General features: G+C 61.0%; 23 protein-coding genes and 1 tRNA gene. 11 read left to right on the top strand and 13 right to left on the bottom strand.

The window, feature by feature from the left end; translation table 11 throughout:
- Window positions 1-154: 154 nt before the first annotated feature.
- Window positions 155-240, bottom strand: a tRNA-Tyr gene (locus ACZ1GS_RS15670).
- A 76-nt stretch (window positions 241-316) separates the two neighbouring features.
- On the opposite strand from ACZ1GS_RS15670, the gene ACZ1GS_RS15665 reads away from it, so the two are divergent.
- Genes ACZ1GS_RS15665 through ACZ1GS_RS15655 form a run of 3 tightly spaced genes read left to right on the top strand, consistent with a single transcriptional unit; the run spans window position 317 to window position 2,139 of the window.
- The gene (locus ACZ1GS_RS15665) at window positions 317-478 is read left to right on the top strand and encodes a hypothetical protein (protein ID WP_472698180.1); all 162 of its coding nucleotides are present in this window, start codon (window positions 317-319) and stop codon (window positions 476-478) included.
- On the top strand, window positions 468-1,220 hold the full coding sequence (gene rlmB / locus ACZ1GS_RS15660) for a 23S rRNA (guanosine(2251)-2'-O)-methyltransferase RlmB (RefSeq protein WP_472696097.1): 753 nt from the start codon (window positions 468-470) through the stop codon (window positions 1,218-1,220). The genes ACZ1GS_RS15665 and rlmB overlap by 11 nt, the downstream gene beginning before the upstream one ends.
- Before the next feature lie 10 nt (window positions 1,221-1,230).
- Window positions 1,231-2,139, top strand: coding sequence for a hypothetical protein (locus tag ACZ1GS_RS15655; RefSeq protein ID WP_472696096.1), 909 nt, complete (start codon window positions 1,231-1,233; stop codon window positions 2,137-2,139).
- Between the two features lie 71 nt (window positions 2,140-2,210).
- Here the strand turns inward: ACZ1GS_RS15655 and ACZ1GS_RS15650 are convergent, their stop codons facing one another.
- Window positions 2,211-2,528: a 2Fe-2S iron-sulfur cluster-binding protein gene (locus ACZ1GS_RS15650; RefSeq protein ID WP_472696095.1), complete on the bottom strand. Its 318-nt coding sequence runs from the start codon at window positions 2,526-2,528 to the stop codon at window positions 2,211-2,213.
- A gap of 95 nt (window positions 2,529-2,623) precedes the next feature.
- Here ACZ1GS_RS15650 and ACZ1GS_RS15645 point away from each other — a divergent pair, with 95 nt between their 5' ends.
- Entirely contained in the window at window positions 2,624-3,241 is a 618-nt protein-coding gene (locus tag ACZ1GS_RS15645; protein WP_472696094.1) for a DNA-3-methyladenine glycosylase family protein, read from the top strand.
- A 13-nt stretch (window positions 3,242-3,254) separates the two neighbouring features.
- Here ACZ1GS_RS15645 and ACZ1GS_RS15640 read toward each other — a convergent pair whose 3' ends face one another.
- The 3 genes from ACZ1GS_RS15640 to ACZ1GS_RS15630 are packed head-to-tail and all read right to left on the bottom strand — an operon-like array spanning window position 3,255 to window position 6,130.
- The gene (locus ACZ1GS_RS15640; protein ID WP_472696093.1) at window positions 3,255-3,782 is read right to left on the bottom strand and encodes a BTB/POZ domain-containing protein; all 528 of its coding nucleotides are present in this window, start codon (window positions 3,780-3,782) and stop codon (window positions 3,255-3,257) included.
- A 12-nt stretch (window positions 3,783-3,794) separates the two neighbouring features.
- A complete protein-coding gene (locus tag ACZ1GS_RS15635; protein ID WP_472696092.1) occupies window positions 3,795-5,348 on the bottom strand; it encodes an ABC transporter permease/substrate-binding protein in 1,554 nt (517 codons plus the stop codon).
- Window positions 5,348-6,130 carry an ATP-binding cassette domain-containing protein gene (locus ACZ1GS_RS15630; RefSeq protein WP_472696091.1) on the bottom strand — a complete coding sequence of 261 codons (783 nt, stop codon included), beginning with the start codon at window positions 6,128-6,130 and terminating at the stop codon, window positions 5,348-5,350. Before ACZ1GS_RS15630 ends, ACZ1GS_RS15635 begins: the two co-directional genes overlap by 1 nt.
- Window positions 6,131-6,251: 121 nt before the next feature.
- On the opposite strand from ACZ1GS_RS15630, the gene ACZ1GS_RS15625 reads away from it, so the two are divergent.
- Window positions 6,252-7,079, top strand: coding sequence for an SDR family oxidoreductase (locus ACZ1GS_RS15625; RefSeq protein WP_472696090.1), 828 nt, complete (start codon window positions 6,252-6,254; stop codon window positions 7,077-7,079).
- Between the two features lie 2 nt (window positions 7,080-7,081).
- Here ACZ1GS_RS15625 and ACZ1GS_RS15620 read toward each other — a convergent pair whose 3' ends face one another.
- Window positions 7,082-7,378, bottom strand: coding sequence for a 4a-hydroxytetrahydrobiopterin dehydratase (locus tag ACZ1GS_RS15620; RefSeq protein WP_472696089.1), 297 nt, complete (start codon window positions 7,376-7,378; stop codon window positions 7,082-7,084).
- A gap of 78 nt (window positions 7,379-7,456) precedes the next feature.
- Here ACZ1GS_RS15620 and ccmA point away from each other — a divergent pair, with 78 nt between their 5' ends.
- Both ccmA and ACZ1GS_RS15610 read left to right on the top strand, forming a co-directional pair.
- Window positions 7,457-8,071, top strand: a complete 615-nt coding sequence (gene ccmA, locus ACZ1GS_RS15615; protein ID WP_472696088.1) for a heme ABC exporter ATP-binding protein CcmA — start codon at window positions 7,457-7,459, stop codon at window positions 8,069-8,071.
- A complete protein-coding gene (locus ACZ1GS_RS15610) occupies window positions 8,071-8,718 on the top strand; it encodes a heme exporter protein CcmB (RefSeq protein WP_472698159.1) in 648 nt (215 codons plus the stop codon). Before ccmA ends, ACZ1GS_RS15610 begins: the two co-directional genes overlap by 1 nt.
- Before the next feature lie 29 nt (window positions 8,719-8,747).
- On the opposite strand, the gene ACZ1GS_RS15605 is transcribed toward ACZ1GS_RS15610, so the two are convergent.
- Window positions 8,748-9,506, bottom strand: a complete 759-nt coding sequence (locus ACZ1GS_RS15605) for a COG3904 family protein (protein WP_472696087.1) — start codon at window positions 9,504-9,506, stop codon at window positions 8,748-8,750.
- A 196-nt stretch (window positions 9,507-9,702) separates the two neighbouring features.
- Here ACZ1GS_RS15605 and ACZ1GS_RS15600 point away from each other — a divergent pair, with 196 nt between their 5' ends.
- Window positions 9,703-10,800 (top strand): hypothetical protein, encoded by a 1,098-nt coding sequence (locus ACZ1GS_RS15600; RefSeq protein WP_472696086.1) that lies wholly within the window; start codon window positions 9,703-9,705, stop codon window positions 10,798-10,800.
- A gap of 59 nt (window positions 10,801-10,859) precedes the next feature.
- On the opposite strand, the gene ACZ1GS_RS15595 is transcribed toward ACZ1GS_RS15600, so the two are convergent.
- Entirely contained in the window at window positions 10,860-11,273 is a 414-nt protein-coding gene (locus ACZ1GS_RS15595) for a hypothetical protein (protein ID WP_472696085.1), read from the bottom strand.
- A gap of 220 nt (window positions 11,274-11,493) precedes the next feature.
- On the opposite strand from ACZ1GS_RS15595, the gene ACZ1GS_RS15590 reads away from it, so the two are divergent.
- The gene (locus ACZ1GS_RS15590; protein ID WP_472696084.1) at window positions 11,494-12,270 is read left to right on the top strand and encodes a glucose 1-dehydrogenase; all 777 of its coding nucleotides are present in this window, start codon (window positions 11,494-11,496) and stop codon (window positions 12,268-12,270) included.
- Window positions 12,271-12,308: 38 nt separating this feature from the next.
- Here the strand turns inward: ACZ1GS_RS15590 and ACZ1GS_RS15585 are convergent, their stop codons facing one another.
- The 3 genes from ACZ1GS_RS15585 to ACZ1GS_RS15575 all read right to left on the bottom strand — a co-directional run bounded on the left by ACZ1GS_RS15585 (window position 12,309) and on the right by ACZ1GS_RS15575 (window position 18,750).
- Window positions 12,309-14,369, bottom strand: coding sequence for a sulfotransferase (locus tag ACZ1GS_RS15585; protein ID WP_472696083.1), 2,061 nt, complete (start codon window positions 14,367-14,369; stop codon window positions 12,309-12,311).
- 197 nt (window positions 14,370-14,566) lie between these two features.
- Complete coding sequence (locus ACZ1GS_RS15580) at window positions 14,567-17,728, bottom strand: TonB-dependent receptor domain-containing protein (protein ID WP_472696082.1); 3,162 nt, start codon at window positions 17,726-17,728, stop codon at window positions 14,567-14,569.
- A 191-nt stretch (window positions 17,729-17,919) separates the two neighbouring features.
- Window positions 17,920-18,750, bottom strand: a complete 831-nt coding sequence (locus ACZ1GS_RS15575) for a LytR/AlgR family response regulator transcription factor (RefSeq protein WP_472696081.1) — start codon at window positions 18,748-18,750, stop codon at window positions 17,920-17,922.
- Window positions 18,751-19,202: 452 nt separating this feature from the next.
- Between ACZ1GS_RS15575 and ACZ1GS_RS15570 the strand changes: the two genes are divergently transcribed.
- Both ACZ1GS_RS15570 and ACZ1GS_RS15565 read left to right on the top strand, forming a co-directional pair.
- Window positions 19,203-19,883: a TetR/AcrR family transcriptional regulator gene (locus tag ACZ1GS_RS15570; RefSeq protein ID WP_472696080.1), complete on the top strand. Its 681-nt coding sequence runs from the start codon at window positions 19,203-19,205 to the stop codon at window positions 19,881-19,883.
- A 126-nt stretch (window positions 19,884-20,009) separates the two neighbouring features.
- A complete protein-coding gene (locus tag ACZ1GS_RS15565; RefSeq protein ID WP_472696079.1) occupies window positions 20,010-21,524 on the top strand; it encodes an HsdM family class I SAM-dependent methyltransferase in 1,515 nt (504 codons plus the stop codon).
- Between the two features lie 112 nt (window positions 21,525-21,636).
- On the opposite strand, the gene ACZ1GS_RS15560 is transcribed toward ACZ1GS_RS15565, so the two are convergent.
- Window positions 21,637-22,194, bottom strand: a complete 558-nt coding sequence (locus ACZ1GS_RS15560) for a PEPxxWA-CTERM sorting domain-containing protein (RefSeq protein ID WP_472696078.1) — start codon at window positions 22,192-22,194, stop codon at window positions 21,637-21,639.
- A 264-nt stretch (window positions 22,195-22,458) separates the two neighbouring features.
- The gene (locus ACZ1GS_RS15555; protein ID WP_472696077.1) at window positions 22,459-23,163 is read right to left on the bottom strand and encodes a PEPxxWA-CTERM sorting domain-containing protein; all 705 of its coding nucleotides are present in this window, start codon (window positions 23,161-23,163) and stop codon (window positions 22,459-22,461) included.
- Window positions 23,164-23,242: the final 79 nt, after the last annotated feature.

The following is a 23,242-nucleotide window of genomic DNA, read 5'->3' as shown; positions in this document are numbered from 1 at the left end:
GTCAAAATTGTTGCCAGATATTGCTCCTGTCCGCTTTGGACGCGAGATCTGGGCTCGGTCCGCCGAGGTCTGATTGGAGCAACCGGCTGTCGATCGCTCGGAAACTGACGGTACGGTCTGTAGAAACACAGTTTGCTAGGGGAGCTAAGCGCAATGGTGGACAGGATAGGATTCGAACCTATGTACGCTTGCGCGGGCAGATTTACAGTCTGCTGCCTTTAACCACTCGGCCACCTGTCCCGGAACAAATTGCTTGTTCGCGCTTGCCAATTTTGCGGCAAGAGCGGCTCAATGACGAAAGCGCGGCACCCTGTCAATGCCTGCGCGCACAAAAATCGTCAATCGTCTGGCGGGGATCCCGGCAATGGCGGTGGCTGGCAATCACCGCGCATCGGGTTGCGCAGGCCTGGTCCCGGCTGGCAGCAAAAAAAGCTGTGCTGCGGCGTGGGACCGGCTAGAGGGATGCGATGGCACGTAAGAACAGATCTGTGAAGAAAACCGGCGGTGGTTTGAAATTCTGGGGGCGGCACGCAATCGAAGCCGCGCTCGCCAATCCCCGCCGCCTGGTGAAGAAAATATCCGGAACCCGCGAGGCGCTGGCAACGCTCGAACTGCCGGCTGATCTCGCGGTTGTTTACAGCGATGTCGCTGATCTCGGCCGGGTGATTCCGCGCGACGCGCCGCATCAGGGGATGGTCGCGGATGTGGATCCGTTGCCTGATATCTGGCTCGGCGACATGCTCGATCAGGCCGCCGAGACCGGCCGGCCGATTGTCGTGCTTGATCAGGTCACCGATCCGCATAATGTCGGCGCGATATTGCGCTCCGCTGCCGCGTTCGATGCGGCCGCGATTGTCACCCAGGACCGCCACGCGCCACCGGAATCCGGCACTTTGGCCAAATCCGCTTCGGGCGCGCTGGAGATTGTGCCCTGGGTGCGGGTGGTCAATCTGGCGCGCGCGCTCGAGGATATCGCCGCAGCCGGCTATTGGCGGATCGGCCTGGCCGGCGAAGCCGACGATACGCTTGGCGCCCTGATGGGAACCAGCAAGCTGGCCCTGGTCATGGGCGCCGAGGGCGAAGGGTTGCGGCAAAATGTCGCGGCCCATTGTGATGCCTTGGCGCGGCTGCCAATGGACACCAAAATGGAGAGCCTCAACGTCTCCAACGCCGCCGCGATTGCGCTCTATGCCGAATATACGAGAAACAGGGAGATCTAGGATCATGAACATGTTTGGGAAAATTGTCGCCGCGGTCGCAGCACCGCTCTTATTGTCGGGCTGTTTGCTGATTCCTGGCCAGTTTGATTCGAAGCTGACGATGATGAAGGATGGCCGGTATGATTTTGTCTACAATGGTCAGATGCAGATTTTTTCCGGCGATGAGAAAGGCGGTTTTGGCGGGCCACAAAGCTATGCGCCGTTTAATCCGAAAAGCGCGCGCTGCTCGAGCAAGATCAACAATAAAACCGGCGAGATTACCGAGCTCGACTATGAATATTATGATTCCGGTCCGGACAATCCGGAAGCCACTTATCGCTACGAAGAGCGTGAATGCAATGCCGAAGAAGTGGCGGCGAAGCGCAAGGAATATGACGACCGCAACGCCCGGCGCAAGAAGGAAGATGACGAAAAGAAAGCCGCGATGGGCGCGATTTTTGGCGGCGCCATTCCCGGTGATGACGAAAATCTGAAGGAATTTGCGACCCAGCTGGCCAAATATGATGGCTGGAAGAAGGTCGAATATGTCGGCGACAACATGTTCGAGGTCGAATATGCGATTAGCGGCCGGTTCGATCAGACCTTTGCCTTTCCGTCCTTGCCGGGTGCGACGATGCAGTTTCCGTTCGTTCAGATCATCCGCCGCAAAGGCGGCGAGCTGGAAATATTGACCCCTGCCATGGCGGGACCGGGCGGTATGTTCGGCGCGATGATGATGAAGGAAATGTCACGGGACAAAGCCCCGGAAATGCAGCCGATCGAAGGCAATCTTGTCATTCAGACTGATGGCGAAGTGCTCAGCAACAACAGTGAAGACGGCTATGAAAGCAGGGGCGACACCAAGATCATGCGCTGGGCCCTCGGCGAGGACGGTCTGGTTCAGGACAGTCCGCGGGCGATCATAAGACTGGCGGACTAGACAGCGCCAACCACCGCAGACAAAAAAAGGGGAGCCGAAACGCTCCCCTTTTTTCTATCGGGCAAAAAGACTTAGTCTTCTTCGGCGATCCGGACCTTGAGGCCGTCAATCGCGTCGGTGACTTCAATCTGGCAGCTCAGCCGGCTATTCTCGTTGCGATGGTCGCTGCTTTCGAGCAGATCATCTTCGTCTTCGCTCATCGCCGGCAGCTTGTCTTTCCATTCGGCATCGACATGGACATGACAGGTTGCGCAAGAACAGCAACCGCCGCACAGCGCGAGCAATTCGTCAAAACCATTGTCGCGAATCGCTTCCATGACGTTGATACCATTGTCGACGGTTACGGCTTTTTCGTCGCCGGACCGGTCGGTTACCATGATCGTAGGCATATGCACCCCTTAAGCTGACTGTTAATTCAAAATCCGGCACGCTATGTCCGCTGGATCAAAAAGAATCAAGGCCCGAAAAGGGAAGGGGCGTCCATATGGGCCTATCAAAAGAGACGATTATTGCGGGGCTGGACGCGGTTGCCGCGCAGCAGCCCGAGCTGAAACAAGCGATCATCGCCGCCGGTTATCCCGAGCCGCGGATCAACCCGGAGGGCTATCAGACCCTGTTGCGCACGATTGTCGGCCAGCAGGTCAGCGTCGCCTCGGCAGCATCGGTATGGGCGAAGCTGGAAGCGCTGCTGGGCACCGGCTGTCCGGCGGAGCAGCTAATCGCCAGCAATTTTGATGCCTTGCGTGCGTGCGGCCTGTCGCGCCAGAAGCAAGGCTATGCGCGCAGTCTCGCCGAATTGATCCTGTCGGGCGGCCTCGACCTGCACAATCTGCCGGCCGAAGACGAGGACGCCATAGCGGTGCTCACCCAGGTCAAGGGCATTGGCCGCTGGTCTGCGGAAATCTATCTGCTGTTTGCGCTGGGGCGGCCGGATATCTGGCCAGCCGGAGATCTCGCGATCCAGGCGGGCGTCGGCGATATACTGGGCCATGACAAACGGCCGTCGGAACAGGATTTGCGGACCATTGCCGCGCCCTGGTCACCGCATCGCGGTGCGGTCGCGATCTTCATCTGGCATCACTATAACACGATGGTGCTCTAGGCCGCGCTTGGCGCTATTTCTTGAGACCGGGATTGAGCTTCAGGACTTCTTCCATGAACGAGCGCGGTTTCTTCCAGAATTTGGTTTTGCCGTTGAACCGGAACCCCAGGGCCGCAATCGCTTCGCTGGCGAAATGGACGCAGTTGCGCTTGTTCAGATTATAGCTTTTCTGCGGCATGTTGCGCCATTTGGCGACCACCGCCAGCAAGGCGCGATATTTGTCATCCCCCACGGTCACGGTGAAATGGGGATTGCTGCTGGTGATATATTTCGGCTTCGGCGTTTCAATCTTGCCCTTGACCGATCCCCATAAAATGCCCGGCGAAACATTGACGGCGGTAAAGCCAAAACTGGTGTCGACTTTCTGACCATCGGACAAGGTGCCCTTCATGACAAAAAAGGCGTGGGGAAAATTCTTGCCGAAATCATGGGAATAGAAAGTCACCGCAACCTGCGCCTCGGCCGCAGTCAGAAACGGAGTGAGCGGCGAACTCAGCAACAAGAAGACAAACAGAAATCGCCATCGCTTCACCACTGACATGCACCAGATTCCTTACTCGTTTTCGTCGCCACGGATCTGGCTATCAAGCCAGTCCGCTGCTTCCCGGGGGGATTGTTTGTCGGTTTCCCGATCCACTCTGTAATTGGCCTCGCGCATATTTTCCACCGTGATTGCACCGACCAGCGGGGCCACCGCCTGGACAAATTTTTCATCGCCGGCCCGGCTGGCCGACAGCAACAGCATCGCTTCATAGGCGGGTACGGCGCCTTTCTCGTCCGCAAGAACGACAAAGCCGTTGGCGGCGATCCGGCCATCGGATGAAAAGGCGGAAATGACGTCAACATCGCCGCTCGATAAGGCCGGGTACATGAAGGTCGGATTAAACGATCGCGCTTCCTTGAAGCGGACCGGATAGGCCGCCTTGACCATCGCCCATTCGGGGCGATCGAGAAATTCCAGATCCGTGCCAAACACGAATTGCGGCGAGATGCGCGCGAGATCATCGAGGGTGCTGAGATTATGGCGCTGCGCATCGGCTGGCCGCACCGCAAAGGCGTAGGTATTTTCAAAGCCGAGCGCCCCGAGCATTGTCACGCCATGGCGGGACTGGCTCCAGGTCGCGATTTCTTCGAGCATCTGGGCGGTTGGCACCGGCGCGCGCCGGTCCATGGCGTTGGTCCAGATTGTTCCGGAATAGTCGACATAAATATCGATATCGTCATTGGCGAGCGCCTGAAACACCACCGCCGACCCGAGCGCATCGCGATAGCGCACCGCATAGCCTTCGGCTTCGAGTCGTTTGCCGATCAGCCGCGCCAGGATGAACTGTTCGGAAAAGCCTTTCGCGCCGATGACGACCACATCTTCGTCTTCGCTGCCGCTCATCTGCGGCAGGGTCGCGAGCAACAATCCGACGGCCATCACACCACCGGCGATCCAGGCGGGCCACATTTTGCGCTTCTCGATGGCGCGGGCGACCAGGCCGAGCAGCGTGTCGACGATAATCGCGAGGCCGGCCGATGCGAGACAACCGGTCAGCACCAGGGTCCAGTTCTGGGTCTGCAGGCCGGCGAAGATGAGATCGCCGAGGCTGGCCTGTCCGACCGTTGTCGACAGCGTCGCGGCACCAATGGTCCACACCGCGGCGGTCCGGATGCCGGCCATGATCATCGGGGCCGCCAGTGGTGCCTCGACCAGCCGCAGTTTCTGCATCCGGGTCATGCCGAGACCATCGGCCGCTTCCTGGGCGGCAGGGTCGACCCCGGTCAGGCCGGTCACCGCATTGCGCAGGATCGGCAGCAGGGCATAGAGGGTCAACGCGAGCAGGGCCGGCAGGAACCCCAGTGCGGATAGGCCGCCGCCGAGCAACACCGACAGCCCCAATAACAGCGGATAGAAAAGCGCCAGCAAGGCCAGCGCCGGAATCGTTTGCACCAGGCTGGCAAAGCCGAGAATGACCGATGCGACCTTGGGTGCTCGGGCGGCCCAGATGGCCAGCGGTACACACAGGACCAGCGCCAGCGCGAGCGCCGCGAAGCTCAGCTGGACATGGGCCGCGAGCAGATCGGGAACGCGCGCAAAGGCTTGTTGCCAGGCTTCGGACATCAGGATTCCGTCAACCCGATCAGATGAGCTGCCTGCGCCCGCGGGACAGCGACCAGGGCTTCGGCCTCTTCGCCGACCCCGCCGGACATGAGGGCCTCAGGTGTAGCATCGGCCTTGATCTGCCCGTCCTGCATGACCAGAATCCGGTCCGCCAGATAGAGCGCTTCGGCCATATCATGGGTGACGATGATCGTGGTCAGACCCAGCTTCCGGTGCAGCGCCTTATACTGGCTGGCGAGGCTGTCGCGGGTCACCGGGTCGAGCGCGCCAAACGGTTCGTCGAGCAGCATCAGGCCCGGGCGGGTCGCCAGCGCGCGTGCGACACCGACCCGCTGCTGCTGTCCGCCGCTGAGCTGATCGGGCAGCCGGTCGGTCGTCTCGGCTGGCAATTCGACCAGATCGAGCAGTTCGGCGACCCGCTCGCGGCGCCCGGCTTGTTCGCCCGCCAGTTCCAGCCCGATCGCAATATTGCGCGCAATGGTCATATGCGGAAACAGGCCGATATTCTGGAAAACATAGCCGATCTGGCGGCGCAGGACATGCGGATCCGAGGCCTGGATATCGGCGTCATTGATCCGGATTTCGCCGCTGCTCGGGTCGACCAGACGATTGATCATCTTGAGCAGGGTCGATTTGCCCGACCCCGACAGCCCGACCAGCGCGGTGAAGCTGCCTGCCGCAATGTCGAGCGAAACCGCGTCCACTGCCGTGACCGCGCCATAGTGGCGGCTGACGGCGTGCAGGCTGATTGAGGGGCCGGAGGCAGAAGAGGAAGCGGGCATTGCCGGCCTTATGGACCAGAGCGAAGGCCGATGTCCAATAAACCTGTCGCGCTGCTCTTGACCAAGCGGTGAAAACCGTCTGGAGTGGACATGAATGTAAATAGGATAGGACGAGCAGGTCATGGCATATCAGAGCGGACAGAAATCAATCTTCATCACCGGCGGCGCGTCTGGCCTGGGCCGGGAAGTGGGACGCTATTTTGCCAGCAAGGGATGGTTTGTCGGGATTGCCGATATTGATGACGCAGGCATGGCCGAAACCGCCGCGATGCTGCCCGAAGGGGCGAGTTCGGTCCATCGCCTCGACGTGACCGACCGCGCGCAATGGGCTTCGGCCGTCGCCGAATTCGGGGCTGTCACCGGCGGCCAGATGACGGTCTTGTTCAACAATGCCGGTATCGGCACGGGCGGTCCGATCGAAGAGATGACCGATGAAGAGATTGACCTGATGATCGCGATCAACCTGACCGGCGTCATCAGCGGCACCCGCGCCTGTTTTGACCTGCTCAAGGCCACGCCCGACAGCTGCGTCCTCTACACCGCATCCGCCGCCGGCATTTATGGCGTCGCCGATCTCAGCGTCTATAGCGCCACCAAATTTGCGGTCCGCGGTCTCGCCGAATCCCATGATATCGAATTCCAGAAACATGATATAAAGTCGCGCTCGCTAATGCCCGGCTTTGTCGACACCCAGATTATCGGCAATGTCGCCGAAGGCACGAATATGACCGGCAAGGAGCTGCTCGAGGGCGCTGGCGTGTTGGTCAGCCCGGTTTCGATTATCGGTCCGGCGGCCTGGGACGCGGTGCACGGCAAGAAAGTCCACACGCCGGTCAATAAAATGGCGAAGCAACTGGCCTTTGCGGCGCGCTGGATGCCCGGGAAGCTCCGCAAACCGCAGGTCGAGGATCTCAGCGGCGCGCTCGCCGGCAGCAATCCGAATAACTGAGCTTAGACCAAGCTTTCAATAATCGCCGCGAGATCGACGTCGCGCTGTGACAGGCCGCCATTGGCGCCGGCGTCGTGCGTGGTCAGCGTGATATCAACCTTGTTATAGACGTTGAACCATTCGGGATGATGGTCGGCTTTCTCGGCGTGCAGCGCGACCCGGGTCATGAAGGCAAAGGCTTCGGTGAAATCCGCGAACACGAACCGCCGGCTGATCGCATCGCGTTTCGCATCATGATCCCAGTCCGAAAACCGCGCCAGCGCGGCGGTTCGTTCGCTTTCATTAAGGGGAGCAACCATATTTCTGTCCTCTGTGCTTGGCTTTGGTGCCGTTTCATGGCTTAAGTCTGTGCCATGAACGCGGGGCCGTCAACCAGCTTGCACGAACAATCGGAGGATCCGCTGGTCCTGTCCGGCACATCCTGCGTGCGCGGTGAGAAGATGCTGTTCCGCAATCTCGATCTGGCGCTGCAGCCGGGACAGGCGGGTTTGCTTACCGGGCCCAATGGCATCGGCAAATCGAGCCTGTTGCGCCTGATTGCCGGGTTGCTGGCGCCCTTTTCCGGAACGATTCACAAGCCGCGCAGCCTGGCTTTATGCGATGACCGGTTGGCGCTGGACGAACAGCTGCCGCTGGCCGACGCGCTGGCCTTCTGGGCGCGGATTGATGGCCGCGCGCCGGACGATGTCGCTGCGGCGATGACGGCTGCGGATATCGGCCATCTCGCGGAAGTGCCGATTCGCTATTTCTCGACCGGCCAGCGCCAGCGCGCCCGGCTCGCGCGGACGTTTCTCAGCGCAGCGACACTGTGGCTGCTGGATGAACCCGCCAATGGCCTGGACAGCGCGTCCGTGGCCAAATTGGGCGGGGCCTTGCAGCGCCATCTCGATACGGGCGGGATCCTGCTGGCGGCCAGCCATATCGCGTTGCCGGTGGCCTTTGACGTGACGCTCGACCTGCAGGCTCTGGTGCCGACCGAGGTGGCCTTGTGATCCGGCTGCTGGTTCCTCTGATCTGGCGCGATGTCCGGCACAGCTATGCCAGCGGCGGGACCTGGCTGCCGGTGGTTTTTTACCTGTCCGCCGCGACCCTGTTTCCCTTTGCGGTCGGCCCAGACCCGGAATTGTTGCTGCGAACCGGCGGCGGAATTTTGTGGATTTCGGCGCTGCTCGCAACGCTCTTGCCGCTCGACCGACTGATCCAGCCCGATCTCGATAATGGTCTACATGACCAGCTAATCGTGCGCGGTCTGGCGGATGAGCTGATTGCCTTTGCCCGGCTGCTGTCGCACTGGCTCGCCTTTGGCCCGCCGCTGCTCTTTGCGGCCTTTCTCGCGAGCGGGCTGATGGGATTGACCGGACCGCCACTGCTATTGCTGATGGCGAGCCTCGCCATTGCGACGCCGGCGCTGGCCGGTCTGGCGGTGATGATTGCCGCACTGACCGCTGGTCTCAAGGGCGCCAGCGCCTTGGGCGGATTGCTGCTCGTGCCGTTGGCGATTCCGTTGCTGATCTTCGGCGCGGGAAGCCTGTCCGATCCGACCGGCAGCGCGCTGCTGTTTTTAAGCGCGGTGTCGTTGCTGCTGGTGGCGATGACGCCTTTTGCCGCCGGCGCGGCGTTACGCGCGGCGCGGGAATAAAATATTGATCGGCAAATAGGGGTCGCGGATTAATCCGCGACGTTCGCAACATTATAGCGCAGCGCTTCTTCCCGGGTCAGGCAGCGGCGGGTGGATTTGTCGGCATCTTCGCTGGCGTCGGTCTGGACCGCTTTCTGGCGATACATCACTTCGCTGAGCAATTTGCGCGATACGCCCATGCGGATCAGGAAGTCATTATCCTCGGTTGCCAGCAGGGCGCTTTCCTGTTCGACTTCGCCGATCAGTTCGACGGTCGAATCGGTGCCCATTTCGATACTGTAGTTAATCGCATTACGGTCGCCGGTCATGGTGAACATATGGACCATGAAATGGCCGCCTTCATCGATCATCCGCGCGCGGCCGCCCATGAACACGAAATTGCAGGCGCTGAAACAGGTCCAGCCGGCAGGGATCCGGGTAATCACCAGGCCACCGGTTTCGCGGATCACCCGGCCTGCGGCATTGCCCGCGCGGGCATCGCCGCCGGGCGAGCGCAGCCAGATCTCGGCAATATCTGGGTTGGAGGCCAGCATCTGCTTCAACCGGTTGGGCAGGTCGCTGTCAATCACCCCTTCGGCAAGCAGCACTTTGACGCCCTGCTTGTCGACCGGCGTCAGCGTCATCGCTTTCTTGTCCGACCAGTTGGGCTCGGCCGGGCAGGTCGGATTGTCCGCGTCCATGGCAACCGCCGTGGGTGTTTCCGCGCTGGCGGGAAGCGCCCCGATCGCGGCGATCAGCAATCCGGTCCGGAACAATGTCGGTAAGTGTGATGGCGCCAGTCGGTTCATTATCATCCCAATGTGAATATTCGGCCTGTTGCAGGCACCGCAAGAGCATAGCCCAAGCCTGCGGTGGCGACAAGAAGTGCGCTATCGCACAACTGGTCGGCCCATGTCCTGTTATGAGAAGGACAGGAGAATCGGAAAAGTCGCGCTTGCGACCGGCCGGCTTTGCAGTTACCGTTTCGGAGAGGGAAACAGGTTCATGTTCGTCTATAAAAAACAGATATTTACGGCTATCGCTGCCGGAATGCTGCTGCTGCCGACAGGGGCTATCACAGCCCAGCATAGCGCCGATATGGCTTCCAATAGCGCGGAGGCGGACACCGAACAGAGCAGCGCAGAGCGCCAGGTTTCCGGCGCGGATCGCGCTTATGTGGCACCGATTGCGACAGAACCCGATCTGCCGGTCCTGCCGCAACCGCCGGTCTTGTCGGAAGACGGCTATCCCGATTGCCGTGAGGATTTCCAGAAAATTGCCGCGCCGTTTGACAAGGCGGCCGATACCAATCGCTGCACGACCCTGCTCGATGCCTATTATGCCGAGACACTGGTGCCGTTTCGCCAGGCGATGATCGACCATCAAAATGCCTTGTCGGAACTGTACACCAGCAAGGTCGCCGGTCGGATGGAATATTCCGCCCGGGCTCGCGATGATTTCTACAAGGCGATGATGAGCGAACATGCCAAATCGGATCCCGATGGGGCTTATCTTGAAAGCTATCGGACATTGGAAGCACGCTATCAGCAGGACCGGGTCTATTTGCAGGACCGCTTTTGCTTCAACACCGGTTGCGGTGGCTATCCGGTGCCGGAATATGTCGCAGCCGAGCCGGACGCAAAAAAGACGGACAAGAAAGCCAAGCAGAGCGCGCGCAAGGGCAAAGGCCCCAAGCAGTGCAAGAAAAGCCGCAAGCGCGGCGGGTTCATTGGCGGCTTGCTCGGCGGCGTTGCCGGTGATGCCGCCGGCCTCGGGACGATTGGCAGTCTGATCGCCAGCGGGGCCGGTGCCGTGCTGGTCAGCGAGATTGCCTGTCAGCTGACCAAGGGCGAGCAGGAAAAGGCGGTCGCAGCGACCGAAGCGGTTACCGAGAAGGAAGAGGTCGGTGCCGTGGCAACCTGGAAGAGTCCGACCCGTGCAGGGGTTTCCGGATCCTCGACCGTCACCGCGCTGAACACCGAGCCAAGCGGCCGCAAATGTCTCAGCATTACCGATGTTGCGATTATAGACGGCGTCGAAACCCGGATTTCCAAGCAGATGTGCCGCGGCAGCGGGGAAGACCGTTACACCATATTGGCCTGATCCTATTGTCGTGCAAACCGATCCCTGCGGGCGTCAACAGCGGATCGCAAGGCGGATCGTCAGGCGGTCCCTGTGAAATAGCGGACCACATCGACCATATCGATCGCCAGCGAGATTCCGTTGATAACGAGATAGGCGATGAGATATTTTCCGAACCAGCTGCCAGCGGGCGCAATCTGTTTTCGGCGCAGCGCGATCCACGCGTAAATGGGCGTCCAACAAACCAAATGGGCTAATCCAAGTAGTCTTATATAACCATATTGGTCGTATAGCCAGGTCATCATCATGCCTGCGAGGAAAAAGCTGCCCAATATGGCGAGGGGCTCCCACTGGATCGTCCATTTTTCAGTCGTCCGGCGCGTGATAAACAGGACAGCGGCCAGATTGGTGGCGACGAGCACGGCGACCCACAGGCGGATGCCGCCGGATTGCATGGCAATGGCGTCGTTGAGGGTTGTCGCATCCACGGCCATGATCGGTCTACTCCCTGTTCGCGATTTTTATCACCGCTTTTGAAAACCATAGCATGATTTTCGGAAAATGCAGCCCGGGGAAATAACCACTATTGTGCAGATCATTAATCGCGATCGGCAAGTGCATCTCTCGTGGACAATCCGGCGGTGCTGTGGAAAGGATCGGGCCGAAGCTTGATCACAACAACTCCCGCAACGGAGTCCCAATTCCGGAGGAAATATGCAAAATCTGTTTGACGTCAGTGGCAAGGTGGCGGTGGTCACCGGCGGCTCCAGCGGCATCGGCGCGATGATGGCGCGCGGCCTGCTCGAAAATGGCGCAAAAGTCTATATCGCGGCCCGCAAGGAAGAACCGCTGCGGGCGATGGCGGAAGAATTGTCGGCGTTCGGCGAATGCATTGCCATTCCGGCTGATCTGTCGTCGGTGGACAATATCGAGGCGCTGGTGGCAGCGATTGCCGCGCAGGATGACCATATCGACATATTGATCAACAATGCCGGCGCCAACTGGGCGGCGCCGATTGCGGATTTCCCGGAAGGCGGCTGGGACAAGGTGATGGATATCAACATCAAGTCGATCTTCTTCGCAACGCAGAAATTTCTGCCGCTGCTCAAGGCGGCGGGCAATGCCGAGGATCCGGCGCGGGTGGTCAACATCGCGTCGATCAACGGCATCCGCAATTCGGGCATGCCAACTTATGCCTATACCGCGAGCAAATCCGGCGTCATCAACCTGACCGAGCATCTGGCGACCGACCTGGCGTCCGATCATATCAATGTCAACGCCATCGCCCCGGGTCTGTTCCCGAGCAACATGACCAAGCAGATTGTTGAAAATGACGGCATGACCCAGATGGCGCTCAGTCAGATCCCGCGCGGCCGCATGGGCACGCCCGAAGATATTGCCGGCACCGCGCTCTATCTCTGTTCGCGGGCCTCGGCCTGGATTATCGGGCACACGATCGTGCTCGATGGCGGGATGATTGCCCGGCCCTGATGTATCCCGCTGATTAGTCCCTCCGACTAGTCTGGTCGTCAGAGCGTATAGCCAAAGCGCGCGACCCAGGGTTCGAACACCGGTAAAATCGGTTCGAGCTGGTCCCGGTAGCGGGTCCAGCGCCCGCTTGCGCGGGAATAGATCGGTTCGGTAACCTGCGCGTAGCTGGCGGTGGTGATCAGGCCGCGCTGCTGCGCCGTACGCCGATGATCCAGCACCTCCGGACACCAGGCGAGATCGAGAAAGTCGAACAGCGGCCGGACGGTGCTTTCGACATCGGCGACAAGCGCTTCATAGCGGACCATATGGCAGCGGATCGGCCACAGCGCGCGGGCTCTTTCCCAATGCTGAAAGGCCATGTCGTAGAGGGCCGCCGCGTCCTCCAGCCGAAGAAAATTCGCCATCGCCGCGTTGAGCCGGAAATTGCTCATGAAGCAGCTTAGCAGCACATCACAGGGGTGGCGCATGGCGAGAATGAAGCGCGCGTCCGGGAATAGCCGCTGGATCAGTGGAACCTTGTGCAGATAGAGCGGAGATTTGTCGATCAGCAGCCCCGCGGCACCGGTATCGGACTCCGGTGCCAGGAGGGCGTCCACTTCGGCGAAATACTGCACACGTGCGTTGTCTATGGTGGTGTTGTCGAGATCGGCAATTGCGGAAAAGCCGCCAATCGTATCATCGACATGGTTGAGCGGCGGTTTTTCTTCGAGCACGGTGACATCGGGATGGCCCATGAGAATGGTATCCAGCAAGGTGGTGCCGGATCGCGGAAATCCGACCAGAAAGACCGGCGCCGGGCGGTCGTTGCGCGGTTGATCCGGATGCCAGCTGGCCGCCCATTCGGGGGTCAGGGCGCTGATCTCTCCCTGTAGGCGGTCGCGATACTCGGCTGCGCGGTCCAGTGGCGCGGTGGGATGGGCCTGATGCAGACGGGCGGTGTCGGCAAAGGCGGCAAAGGCCTTGTCGGTCTCTCCCAGCCGGTCGAGCAGCGTCGCGCGCAAGTGCATGGTCCGTTCCGGTTCCATCGTCGCCGGCACATCATCGAGGCAGGCCAGCGCTTCGGCAAATCGGCCGGCGCGGCGGTGGTCCAGCGCCCGCAAAAAGGCGAGCACGTCGGGCTCCGTCACGCCATGCTGCTCGGCTTCGGCAATCAGCGGCGCGAAGGCCGCGGTGCGATTGCCATGCTCATAGTGGATCGCCAGCGCGAGATAGGCATCGGCCATGGCCGGGTCGATCGCCAATGCCTTGCGATAGGCCTGTTCGGCGGCGTCGGTGCGCATCAGCAAGCCATATTCGACGCCCAGTTTGAAGTGCAATTCGCTGTCATCCGGATCGCGGGTCACCGCCTGTTCCAGCGCGGCCAGCGCGTCTTCCGGTCGGCCATCCTGCTTGTAATGGGTATGGAGCGCGGCGCAGGGCCGTGCGTCATGCGGAAAATCATCCGCCGCGGTCCGCAATATCTGCTCGGCCGCATCCCGGCGACTGGCGGCGTCCAGCGCCGCGGCAAGATTGATCCGCGCCGGCGGGGCGGCCGGGTCGAGCGCAATGGCCCGTTCCAGCGCTGCAACTGCGCCATCATGGTCCTGCACCGCTTGCCGCGCATTGCCGAGATTGTTCCAGCTTTCGAAATCGTCCGGGGCCTGTTTGACGACCGTCTCATAGGCATCGATCGCGTCGTCAAACCGGGCCAGCGATTGGGCCAGAAAGCCGCGATAGCGGGCGATCCGCAAGGACGTGTCGGCGCGTGCCAGGCCGCGGGTTGCGACCACCAGCGCTCCGGCCAGATCATCCGCCTCGATCAGCGTCGCGATCAAATTGCAGGCGATAGTCACATCCGCAGGCCGCCCTTCATGTGCGCGGCGGAGATGGCGGATGGCCGTGTCATGATCCTGTTCCTGGGCGCTCAGCATGCCCAGGAAAGCGCTCACCGCGATGCTGTTGGCCCCGGCTGCGCGGGCGGTCTCGGCGAGGGCCCGGGCCCGGGCGAGATCGCCTGACCGTGCGGCCGTCAGCGCCTGCTGGAGGGTGGCGGCGGGCGTCGCCGCCTGTCCTGATGTCCGGGTCGACCGGTGACCGGCAGTGGGCGGGGTTTCAGTCATCAGAGCACGCACCCTTCCGGTTGGTGTGGCAGCGGACCGGTCCGGGCAAAGCGCTGTTTCCCGGTGACCGGTGGTTTCAAACAAAGAAGGGCGACCCGCTTGCAACCGGTCGCCCCCCTGTCATGGCCTGTCGTGATCCGGGCGGCCTTGTCCGATAATGCCCCCGTCAAAAGCCGCCGGATCAGCAGGCTGTGCGATCAGAATTCCAGCGTCACGCCGGCATAGAGATACCGGCCCAGCGCATCATAGGTGGCGGGATAGGTATTGCCGTTACACGGTCCGGTCGGACACAGGTTCGAACCGGGACGGCCACCATTGCCGGAGGTTACCAGCGGCGGCTGGCGATCGAGCAGATTGTTGACCCCGAGCCGGAATTCGAAATTCTCGCCAATCGCGAAGGTGGACGCCAGATCGAAATAATTCTGGGCTCCGATGCGCAGGCCGGGGTCAAAATTATTCGCGCCGGCGAGCGACGGATTGTCCGACAGTGTTTCGGCGCTGACCTTGCCGATATAGCGCCATTGCAGCGAGATACCGATCCCTTCGGGCAGCTGAACCGTGGTGCGCAGCTTGTGCCGCCATCTCGGCAGCGGTGCGCCAGCGTCGGTGGTGCCGCCCTTGCTGCAGGTCGGGCCATAGAGCCCGGCACAGTCATATTCCGGGGTCAGGCCGTTATCCACGCTATATTCGTCGAGATAGGTCCCGACAAAGCTCAGGGACAGCGTACCCAGTCCGCCAATTTCACGGGAATAGGCGCTGTTAATCTCGATACCCTTGGTCTGGATCTCCCCGACATTATTCGGCAGATCATTGACGAACCCGCCGGGTGTCAGCCACAGCGAGCCGGCGGCATCGCGGTTGATCAGGGCACAGGAATCCGGGGTGAACGTGGCGGTGGCATTGGCCACACAATCGCTCAGGATCGCGTCCTGGCCAAAGGCGCGGATCGCGTCCTCGACCTTGATATCGAAATAGTCGACGGTAAGCGAAAAGCCCTGCAGGAATTCCGGCTGGAACACCACACCGACGGTTTTGGTCGTGGCTTTCTCCGGCTGGAGATCCTGATTGCCGCCGATAAAGCCGTTATACTGGCCGGCCGGATTGGCTGCGGTGCTCTGACCGACGGCCAGGCCTTGCGCGAGACAGCCAAAATCGGCCGCGGTAATCGCGGTGCCGGCACAGGGATCACTCGATCCGTTCAGCGCCACCGTTGGCGTGGCAAACAGCTCCTGGATATTCGGCGCCCGCGCGGCCCGGCTATAGGTGCCGCGGAACCGGATATCCCGTACCGGGGCGAAATCGAGGCCGACCTTGTAGGTGTCGGTGCTGTAGCTGTTGCCCGAGCTGGTCTCGTAATCGGAATAGCGATAACCGGCGCTCAGACTGAGATCGTGGATGAAATTTTCCTGGACGATCGGAATATCGGTCTCGGCAAAAATTTCATAGACCCGCACATTGCCGGACAGCGGCAGCGTCGCGCCGCCCTGACCGGTCAGATCGCCGGTCTGGAACGCATTGTCGGTTTCCAGCTCGAGTGATGTCTTGCGCCATTCCACGCCGACATTGATCGCGACGCCGTCATCCGCCCAAGGCGAGGTGAGACCATATTCGGTGAGATCGCCGGTGATCGAAGCCGACACGACCTGTTCCGAAGTCTGGCCTTTCTGGAAGCCCGATGCATCAAGATAGGCGACCGCTTCCGGGCTGGCACCGCCAAGACCCGCAAACAGATCATAGGGCACGCAATTGGGATCGGTGCCGTCGCGGACCGAACGACAGATCGGGGTTCCGTCCGGTCCGGTCACCACATCCAGCGCCCGGTTAAGCCGGGCGACGGAAAATTCATTGGTATAGACCTGCGAATAGTTGACCCGGCCATATTGATAATAGGCGTCATAGGACCAGGCGCTGCCGAGATCGCCTTTGCTGCCAATCACCGCCCGGAAATTGGTGTGCTGCAACTCGCTACGCCGCGGCCCGCCCTCGACATTGCGCCGCAAAACCTGGAAATAGGCGCGGTTATAGGGCTGTCCGGTGGTCGGATCGATAAAGTTGATCGGCGGATCGCCCGGGTTGGGATTATAGGGCGCACCAACCGCCAGCGGGAAATTCCCGAGAAAGCCGTTGATCAGATTCTCCGTGTCAAAAATCACCGCGCTCTGTTCAGCCGAAATCAGCGGGTTGTCGCTGTTGATCGTCAGCGTGTTGCCGAAATTGCCCGAAGGCGCGATCTGGGCGACCGTCGTGTCGTCCATGAACATGAACTCGACATAGGGCTTGATCGATTCATTGACTTCATAATCCGCGAACAGCCCCGCAGTATAGCGTTCACCGCTACGCTGGAAGAAATTCGTCGGGGCAAAGTTGAAGATCGTATTGCCATTGGCGAAGCCGCGACCGGGCAGGAAGGTGTAGAAGGTTGACGTGGCGCCCGCGCCGGTGTCGTCAAACACCAGCACATTGCCTTCCGGTGACGTCGCCGAACCGCCGCAACGATTGCTGCCATCGCCATTATTCTGCAGCGTACAGGCGCTATAGTCGCGGTTGGACTGGACGATCGGCTTGGTTTTGCGATAGCCGAAATAGACCACCGCATGGCCGCGATCATCATTAAAGCCGCTGCCGATTGATACGGTGCCGTCGAACGTCCCGCCATCGGCCACGCTGCCGGTCGGGAAGCCATAGCCGTCGAGACCCGCAGCCTGCCGCTCCTCGAGCAAGGGCGGCAACAGGCTGTTGCGGTTATTATGCTGATAAAGGCTATACTGGCCGTCAAACCGGATGCCTTCAAATTCGGTGTCGATGATGAAATTGACCACCCCGGCAACCGCGTCCGCACCATAGGTCGAGGACGCGCCGCCGGTCAGCACTTCGACTCGCCGCAGGATCGATGTCGGGATGATGTTGATATCGGCAGCGGACCCGCTGGTCGGGCTCGGATCACCCGGCATCAGCCGGCGGCCATTGACCAGGCTGAGTGTCCGACTGGTGCCGAGGCCGCGCAGATCGACAGTGGCGGTTCCGTCTGCCCCATTGGCGAGCGTCGAGGCCTGGCTGGCAAAGACCGCCGGCAGGGAGTTGAGCAGATCTTCCGCCCGGGTTGTGCCTTGCCATTTGATCTCTTCTGCATTGACCACCGTGATCGGGCTGACCGATTCGAGATTGGCGGACCGGGCAATGCGCGATCCTGTCACGACGATCAGATCACCGCCGTCTTCGGCTTCCGCGCCGGCCTGGTCGGCGGCCTGGTCCTGTGCTTCGGCCTGGGCCTGTGCCGCGCCACCGGTGAGCGCCAGCGCCATGATCATCGCGGATGCACAGCATTTGTGCAGGGTTTTGGTTGGTAGTGAACGCCTCATTGGAAACTCCCTCTTTTTACCTCTGAGGGCGGTTACTTCAATAAATGTGGCGATCCAGCAATGAAATAAGCCAGTGAAATCAATATTAGAATATCAATGAAACATTGGCGCAACTATGCGTTCACAACAGTGTGAATATACAATTTCGAATGTCATTTTCTATAGGCTTTCTATAGTATGATCAGTTGATTCTATTCATCAGCAGGCGCGATAATCGCCATGACGTTCTTGGCATATTTGCGCCCAATCGGAATTTCATCACCGGTGCTGAGGCGCAGACGCCGGCCGCCATTGCTGGTCCGTTGAATGGCGACGATCCGCGAGATATTCACCGCGGCCGAGCGATGGACGCGCAGAAAGCCAATCGGCGCCTGATGCTCGACAAATTCGCCGATCATTTGCCGGAAGAGATAGGATTTGTCGTCGACATAGAGTCGGACATATTCCCCTTCCGCCTTGACCCAGTCGATCCGGTCACAATCGACGCGGACGATTTCCCCATGGCGCGGCACCCACAGATGATGGTCATCATCAACCGTCTGCGAGCGTTCCTGGCGCAGCTGGTCGAGCGTCCGGCCGAGCAGCGCGAGTCGTTGCCGCGACTCGCGATCGGCATAAGCGGCCCGAGCCCGGTCAAAGGCTTCGACCAGCCGGGCATAGCGTACCGGTTTCGGAATGAAATCGAGCGCCCCCGTCTCGAACGCGCGGACGGCAAATTGCGGGTAGGCGGTGATGAAGATGAACAGCGGCATCTGGTCAGTGGAATCCCCCAAAGATGCGGACAGATGCTCGATCACGTCAAAGCCGTCGAGGATCGGCATTTCAATGTCGAGCAGCACGACATCGGGTCGCAGTCTGGAGATTTGCTCAAGCGTTTCGCGGCCGTCCGAGGCTTCCCCGACGAGATTGATATGGTCGATCCGGCGCACCAGTTCGGCCAGCCGGGACACGGCCAGCGGCTCGTCGTCGCTGATCAGGACCGTGATGTCGGTCATCAGGAGCAGGGAATCAGACTGGAGCATGGCGGTTGGTCCCTCCGGACACAAATCTTGTCTTCACGGTCCGGCCTCACCGCATAAGGCCGGATGTCTGGGATATGGTTTGCCGGGATAGCGACAACCGGATTGCTCCGCGCTGAATGATGCGCAGAGCCGGATGCCGATCGGCAAGGCGGGTATGACGGGATCACCACGCACCAGAGGCGCGCATCAACCTGCGGGCCCGGTTTGGACCTGCATATGACCTTGGGGGATCGGATCATAATCCATCTTATGCCTTGTAACGGCGGCGCGCGATATAGCCGCGACAGGTCGTTCATTTGTCCCAACAGGTCGTTTGTTTGGTCGAACCGGTATTCATCGCATCCGCACTGGAATTCATAGCATTTCATGCTGGATTTTACATCATTTTACGTAACCTTGCACGTGAACTTGGAGGGCCGACTCTTCGGCTGTATTTGATACAGGAGTGTAAAATGGCAAGCAGAGCGCGATTGATGAAACCCGCGGATGAAACCCAGGCAGAAGGATCGGCCTGGCGCCCGGCCTCGTCGCGGCGGCTGATTCTGGATGCTGCGCGGCGCAAGCTGCGGCAGGAAAGTTTCAGCGAATTTGCGATGGAAGCGGTCGCGGCGGAAGCCGGCGTGTCGCGGCGAACGGTTTACAACCAGTTTGTCAATCGCGAGGAGCTTTATTGCGCTTCGCGGCTGGAACTGTTCGAGCGGATCGAAAATGCGATGGCTGAACTGAAATTTGATACCGACCAGCCGGTCGAGGACATGGTCCACCATTTCTGCAAGACCGGCATTGCGATCCTGCTTTCCCCCGAAAGCTTCGAGCTGCGCGCGTCACGTGCGCGCGACCGGCGGACCTTCGCGTGGATCGAAGAGCAATATGCCCATCGGATCGACGAACCGCTGCGGCTCAAGATCGAGCATTTCCTGCTCAGCCTGATGCTGAAAGGCGATATCGAACAGACCGATCCGGCGCCGCTGGCGGAATCTTTGGTCTCGGCGATCAACGCCTGTGTCGGCGATGATGGCAAGGCGGAGGCGCATCTCAAACAGCCTCCGGTATTCACTCCGAACGAGATCGCCCAGATCTATCTCCGCCGGCTGCCGCTCAAGGAAGGCCATGCCGCGTTGATGGCGGATTGACCGGGGCACCTCCCTTATCGCGTGACCGGATCGGGCGCGGATGATCGGCTGTGGATGATCGGTTGCGGATGATTGGTTCCGGTTGAAAAGTCTCGACATTGTCGGCGCGGCTTTTATGCCGGTTGGATGATCACCGCCGATCCCGACCCGGTTACGCGCACAGTGTCCCGCGAGCCGCGCTCTCCCGAGCAGCGCTTCCTGGCGCAGGCCAGCCGGGCCGAACGCAAGCGCCGCGGGCAGTTTTTTACCCCGCCCGCTTATGCCCGGCTGATGGCCGAATGGGTCGCCGCTTGCCAGCCGCAAACCGTGCTCGATCCGGCGGTGGGCACCGGGCTGTTGCTTGCAGCCTGCGCGCAGCAGGATATCCCGGCGCATCGGATGACCGGGCAGGATATTGATCCCGCGATGCTTGCGCTGGCGGCGGAGCGGGTGCCAGAGGCGCAGCTCCGCGCCGGTGATTTTCTCGCGACTGACCCGGCGGCGCGCTATGACGCGATTATTGCCAACCCGCCCTATGTGATGCAGCGCGACCATGATGGCGATGCGGCGGCGCTGGACATGCTGTCGGCGCGGGCCGGATTGCGGCTGAGCGGGCGGTCCAATCTCTATGTCCATTTTGTCGTGCGCATCGGTCTCCAGCTGGCGCCCGGCGGCCGCGCGGCGGTGCTGATCCCGGCGGAATGGGCACAGGCCAATTATGGCCAGCCGCTTAAGACCTTTCTGCTGGAGCGCGGGCTGCTCCACAGTTTGGTGACCATCGATCAGGGCGGCACGGCTTTTGCCGACAACCAGGCGACAGCGGCGCTGCTATTGCTCGAGCAGCCGGATCCGGGCCAATCGCCGCGTGCGCAAGTGCGCAGCTATCATGGCGCCAGCGCCGCGCTGCCGCCGACGCTGGCCGGGCTCGAAACAGCGCCCGGTATCACCTGCCAGACGCTGGCAGCAGAGCAACTCGCGGCGGCGCCGAAATGGGATGCGCTGCTACGGACCCCGCCGGACCCCGAAGCGGCGCCCACTCCACCGATCCCCTTGGGCGATCTGATCACCAGCCGGCGCGGGATTGCGACCGGGGCCAATGGCTTTTTCCTGATGCGTCCCAGTGAAGCCCGCGTGCGCGGGCTCGATCCGGCGCGGATGGACCGCTGTATCGGCAAGGCGGCGCAGGTGACCGGCACCCGGTTCACCGCCCTCGACGCGGCGCGGCTCGAGGCCGCCGATGTGCCCTGCCTGCTGTTCAACCCGCCGCATCCGCTGACCCCGGCGGAACAGGCCTATCTTGCCGAGGGCGTTGCGCTTGGCGTACCCGCTCGCCACGGGCCGCGCACCAAAACGCTCTGGTACCGCGCCGAGACCCGTGCCCCCGCGCCGCTCTGGGCCGGGACCTTCGGGCGCGGACGGATGCGCTTTGTCGCCAACAGCACCGCCTGGACCACGCTGACCTGTTTTCACAATCTCTACCCGCGCCGCGACAGCGCCGACCAGCCACTGCTTGCGCCAGCGCAAATCGCTCGCCTCGCTCGCCAGCTCAACAGCCCCGCCATGGCCCCCGCCATCGCCGCCCAGACCCGCGCCTTTGCCAGCGGGCTGCTCAAGCTCGAGCCGCGCGACATTCTGGCGATCCGGCTTACTGACTGGTGGTAGGGTGGGGCGGTGTCGGGCCTGCGTCCGTGTTGCGCGCGCGTCCCGATCACCCACGAAAAAGCCCCGCCGGATTGCTCGGGCGGGGCTCTTGAAAAGATTTGGTCTGCTGACGTTACGCGTAGCTGACTGAAACCTTGGCTTTCTTCTGCTTGCGCAGCGCGCCGCCAATGGCGCCGAAGCCGAAGATCATGAACGCCCAGGTGGCTGGCTCTGGCACGGCCGCAGCCACCGATGCGATGACTTGCACGCCGCTGTCGACAAAGGCTTCATCAACCCCGCCGATGCGGATCTGCTCGCCGGAAATGCCGCCGCAATTGGTCGGAGAAATCGTGATACAATAGAGATTGCTCGCACCGGCATCAAAAAAGCCGAAGCCGCCTGATGCACCGTCAAAGTCGAAGGTCAGCTCGGTTGCCGTTGCGAACAGGCCGGCGCCGCCCTGATTGTAGGTGGAATTGCCAGAATCGAGCGTGAAGGACGATGTGCCATTGTCGATGAAGATGTTCCAGTCGAGAATGTTGGCAATACCGAGCGCGCCCAATGTGTCGTCAGTGGTGATCGACAGCTGTGCGGTCGATCCGCCGACCGTGCGCGATCCCAGGAAGGTCGCGGCATTGGCGCTCGATGCGAGCGTCACCGCGGCGGTGCAGGCGAGAAGAAATTTTTTCATATGTAAACCCCGTTTTGAAGACCCGCTTAATAAGATCGCGAAGCTCCTCACAACCCCGCTCTCCTAGTGCGTAGCAGAAAAAGGGTTCTGCTACGAGTATGTTAACCACGCCGTCGCCGGCGGTGGGAGGGCTTAAGTCCCAAAATGGGACAGGGCGTTTGGGCGTGCAGGTGGGTCGGCACCGCGCGTCCCCATCACCCACAAAAAGCCCCGCCGGATTGCTCGGGCGGGGCTGTTGGTGTTGGGTTGGTCAGTCGGCTACCGTTAGGCGTAGCTGACCTTGACATTGGCCTTGCGGCTGCGACGAAGCGCGCCGCCAATAGCACCAAAGCCGAAGATCATGAACGCCCAGGTGGCTGGCTCTGGCACGGCCGCAGCCACCGCCGTGTCGGACAGCGACACGGCGACGCTGTCGCGGGAGCGATATTGATCCGCCCAGGTTGCGCCGCCATCCGAGGATTCGGCGGCACCATCGGCACCGACACCGCGGGTCAGATACACGTCAAAGACATTGGAAACCGCCTGGAAACCGAAATAATAGGTGCCAGCCGCGAGCGAAATGGATGGCAGATCAAACGCCTCCTGGACCACGTCAAAGGCCGTGTTACCGCCGAGCACGGTCTTGCTGAGGATCGTGCTGTTGCCGGAGAACAGGGTGGTGCCCGGCAATCCGCCAGTGCCATCCGCGGCGAGGAACAGCCAGTTGGCCGCGCTGGGCTGACCATCGGTCGCGCCGGTAATGACCAAATTGGTGAATGACGCGCTGTTGAGCGTGGTCGCCGATGCGAGCGTAAAGGCTTGCGCGGCATAAGCGTCGCCCGCGCCGATTTGCGATGCGCATTCCGTACTGAACGCACAATTGCCGGAAATCGCGCCGTCCCAGTCGTTGGAATAGACCACGCCCGCAGAGGCAGGAGCGGCGAAGGCGAGACCGGTCAGAACCGTTGCGCCGAGAAGAAACTTTTTCATGTGTAAACCCCGTTTTGAAGACCCGTTTAATAAGATCGCGAGGCTCCCCACAGCCCCGCTCGGATCGTAAGTAGCAGAA

It is taken from the genome of Parasphingorhabdus sp. W113 (assembly GCF_055693205.1).
This window is presented reverse-complemented; position numbering and strand designations above follow the sequence as displayed.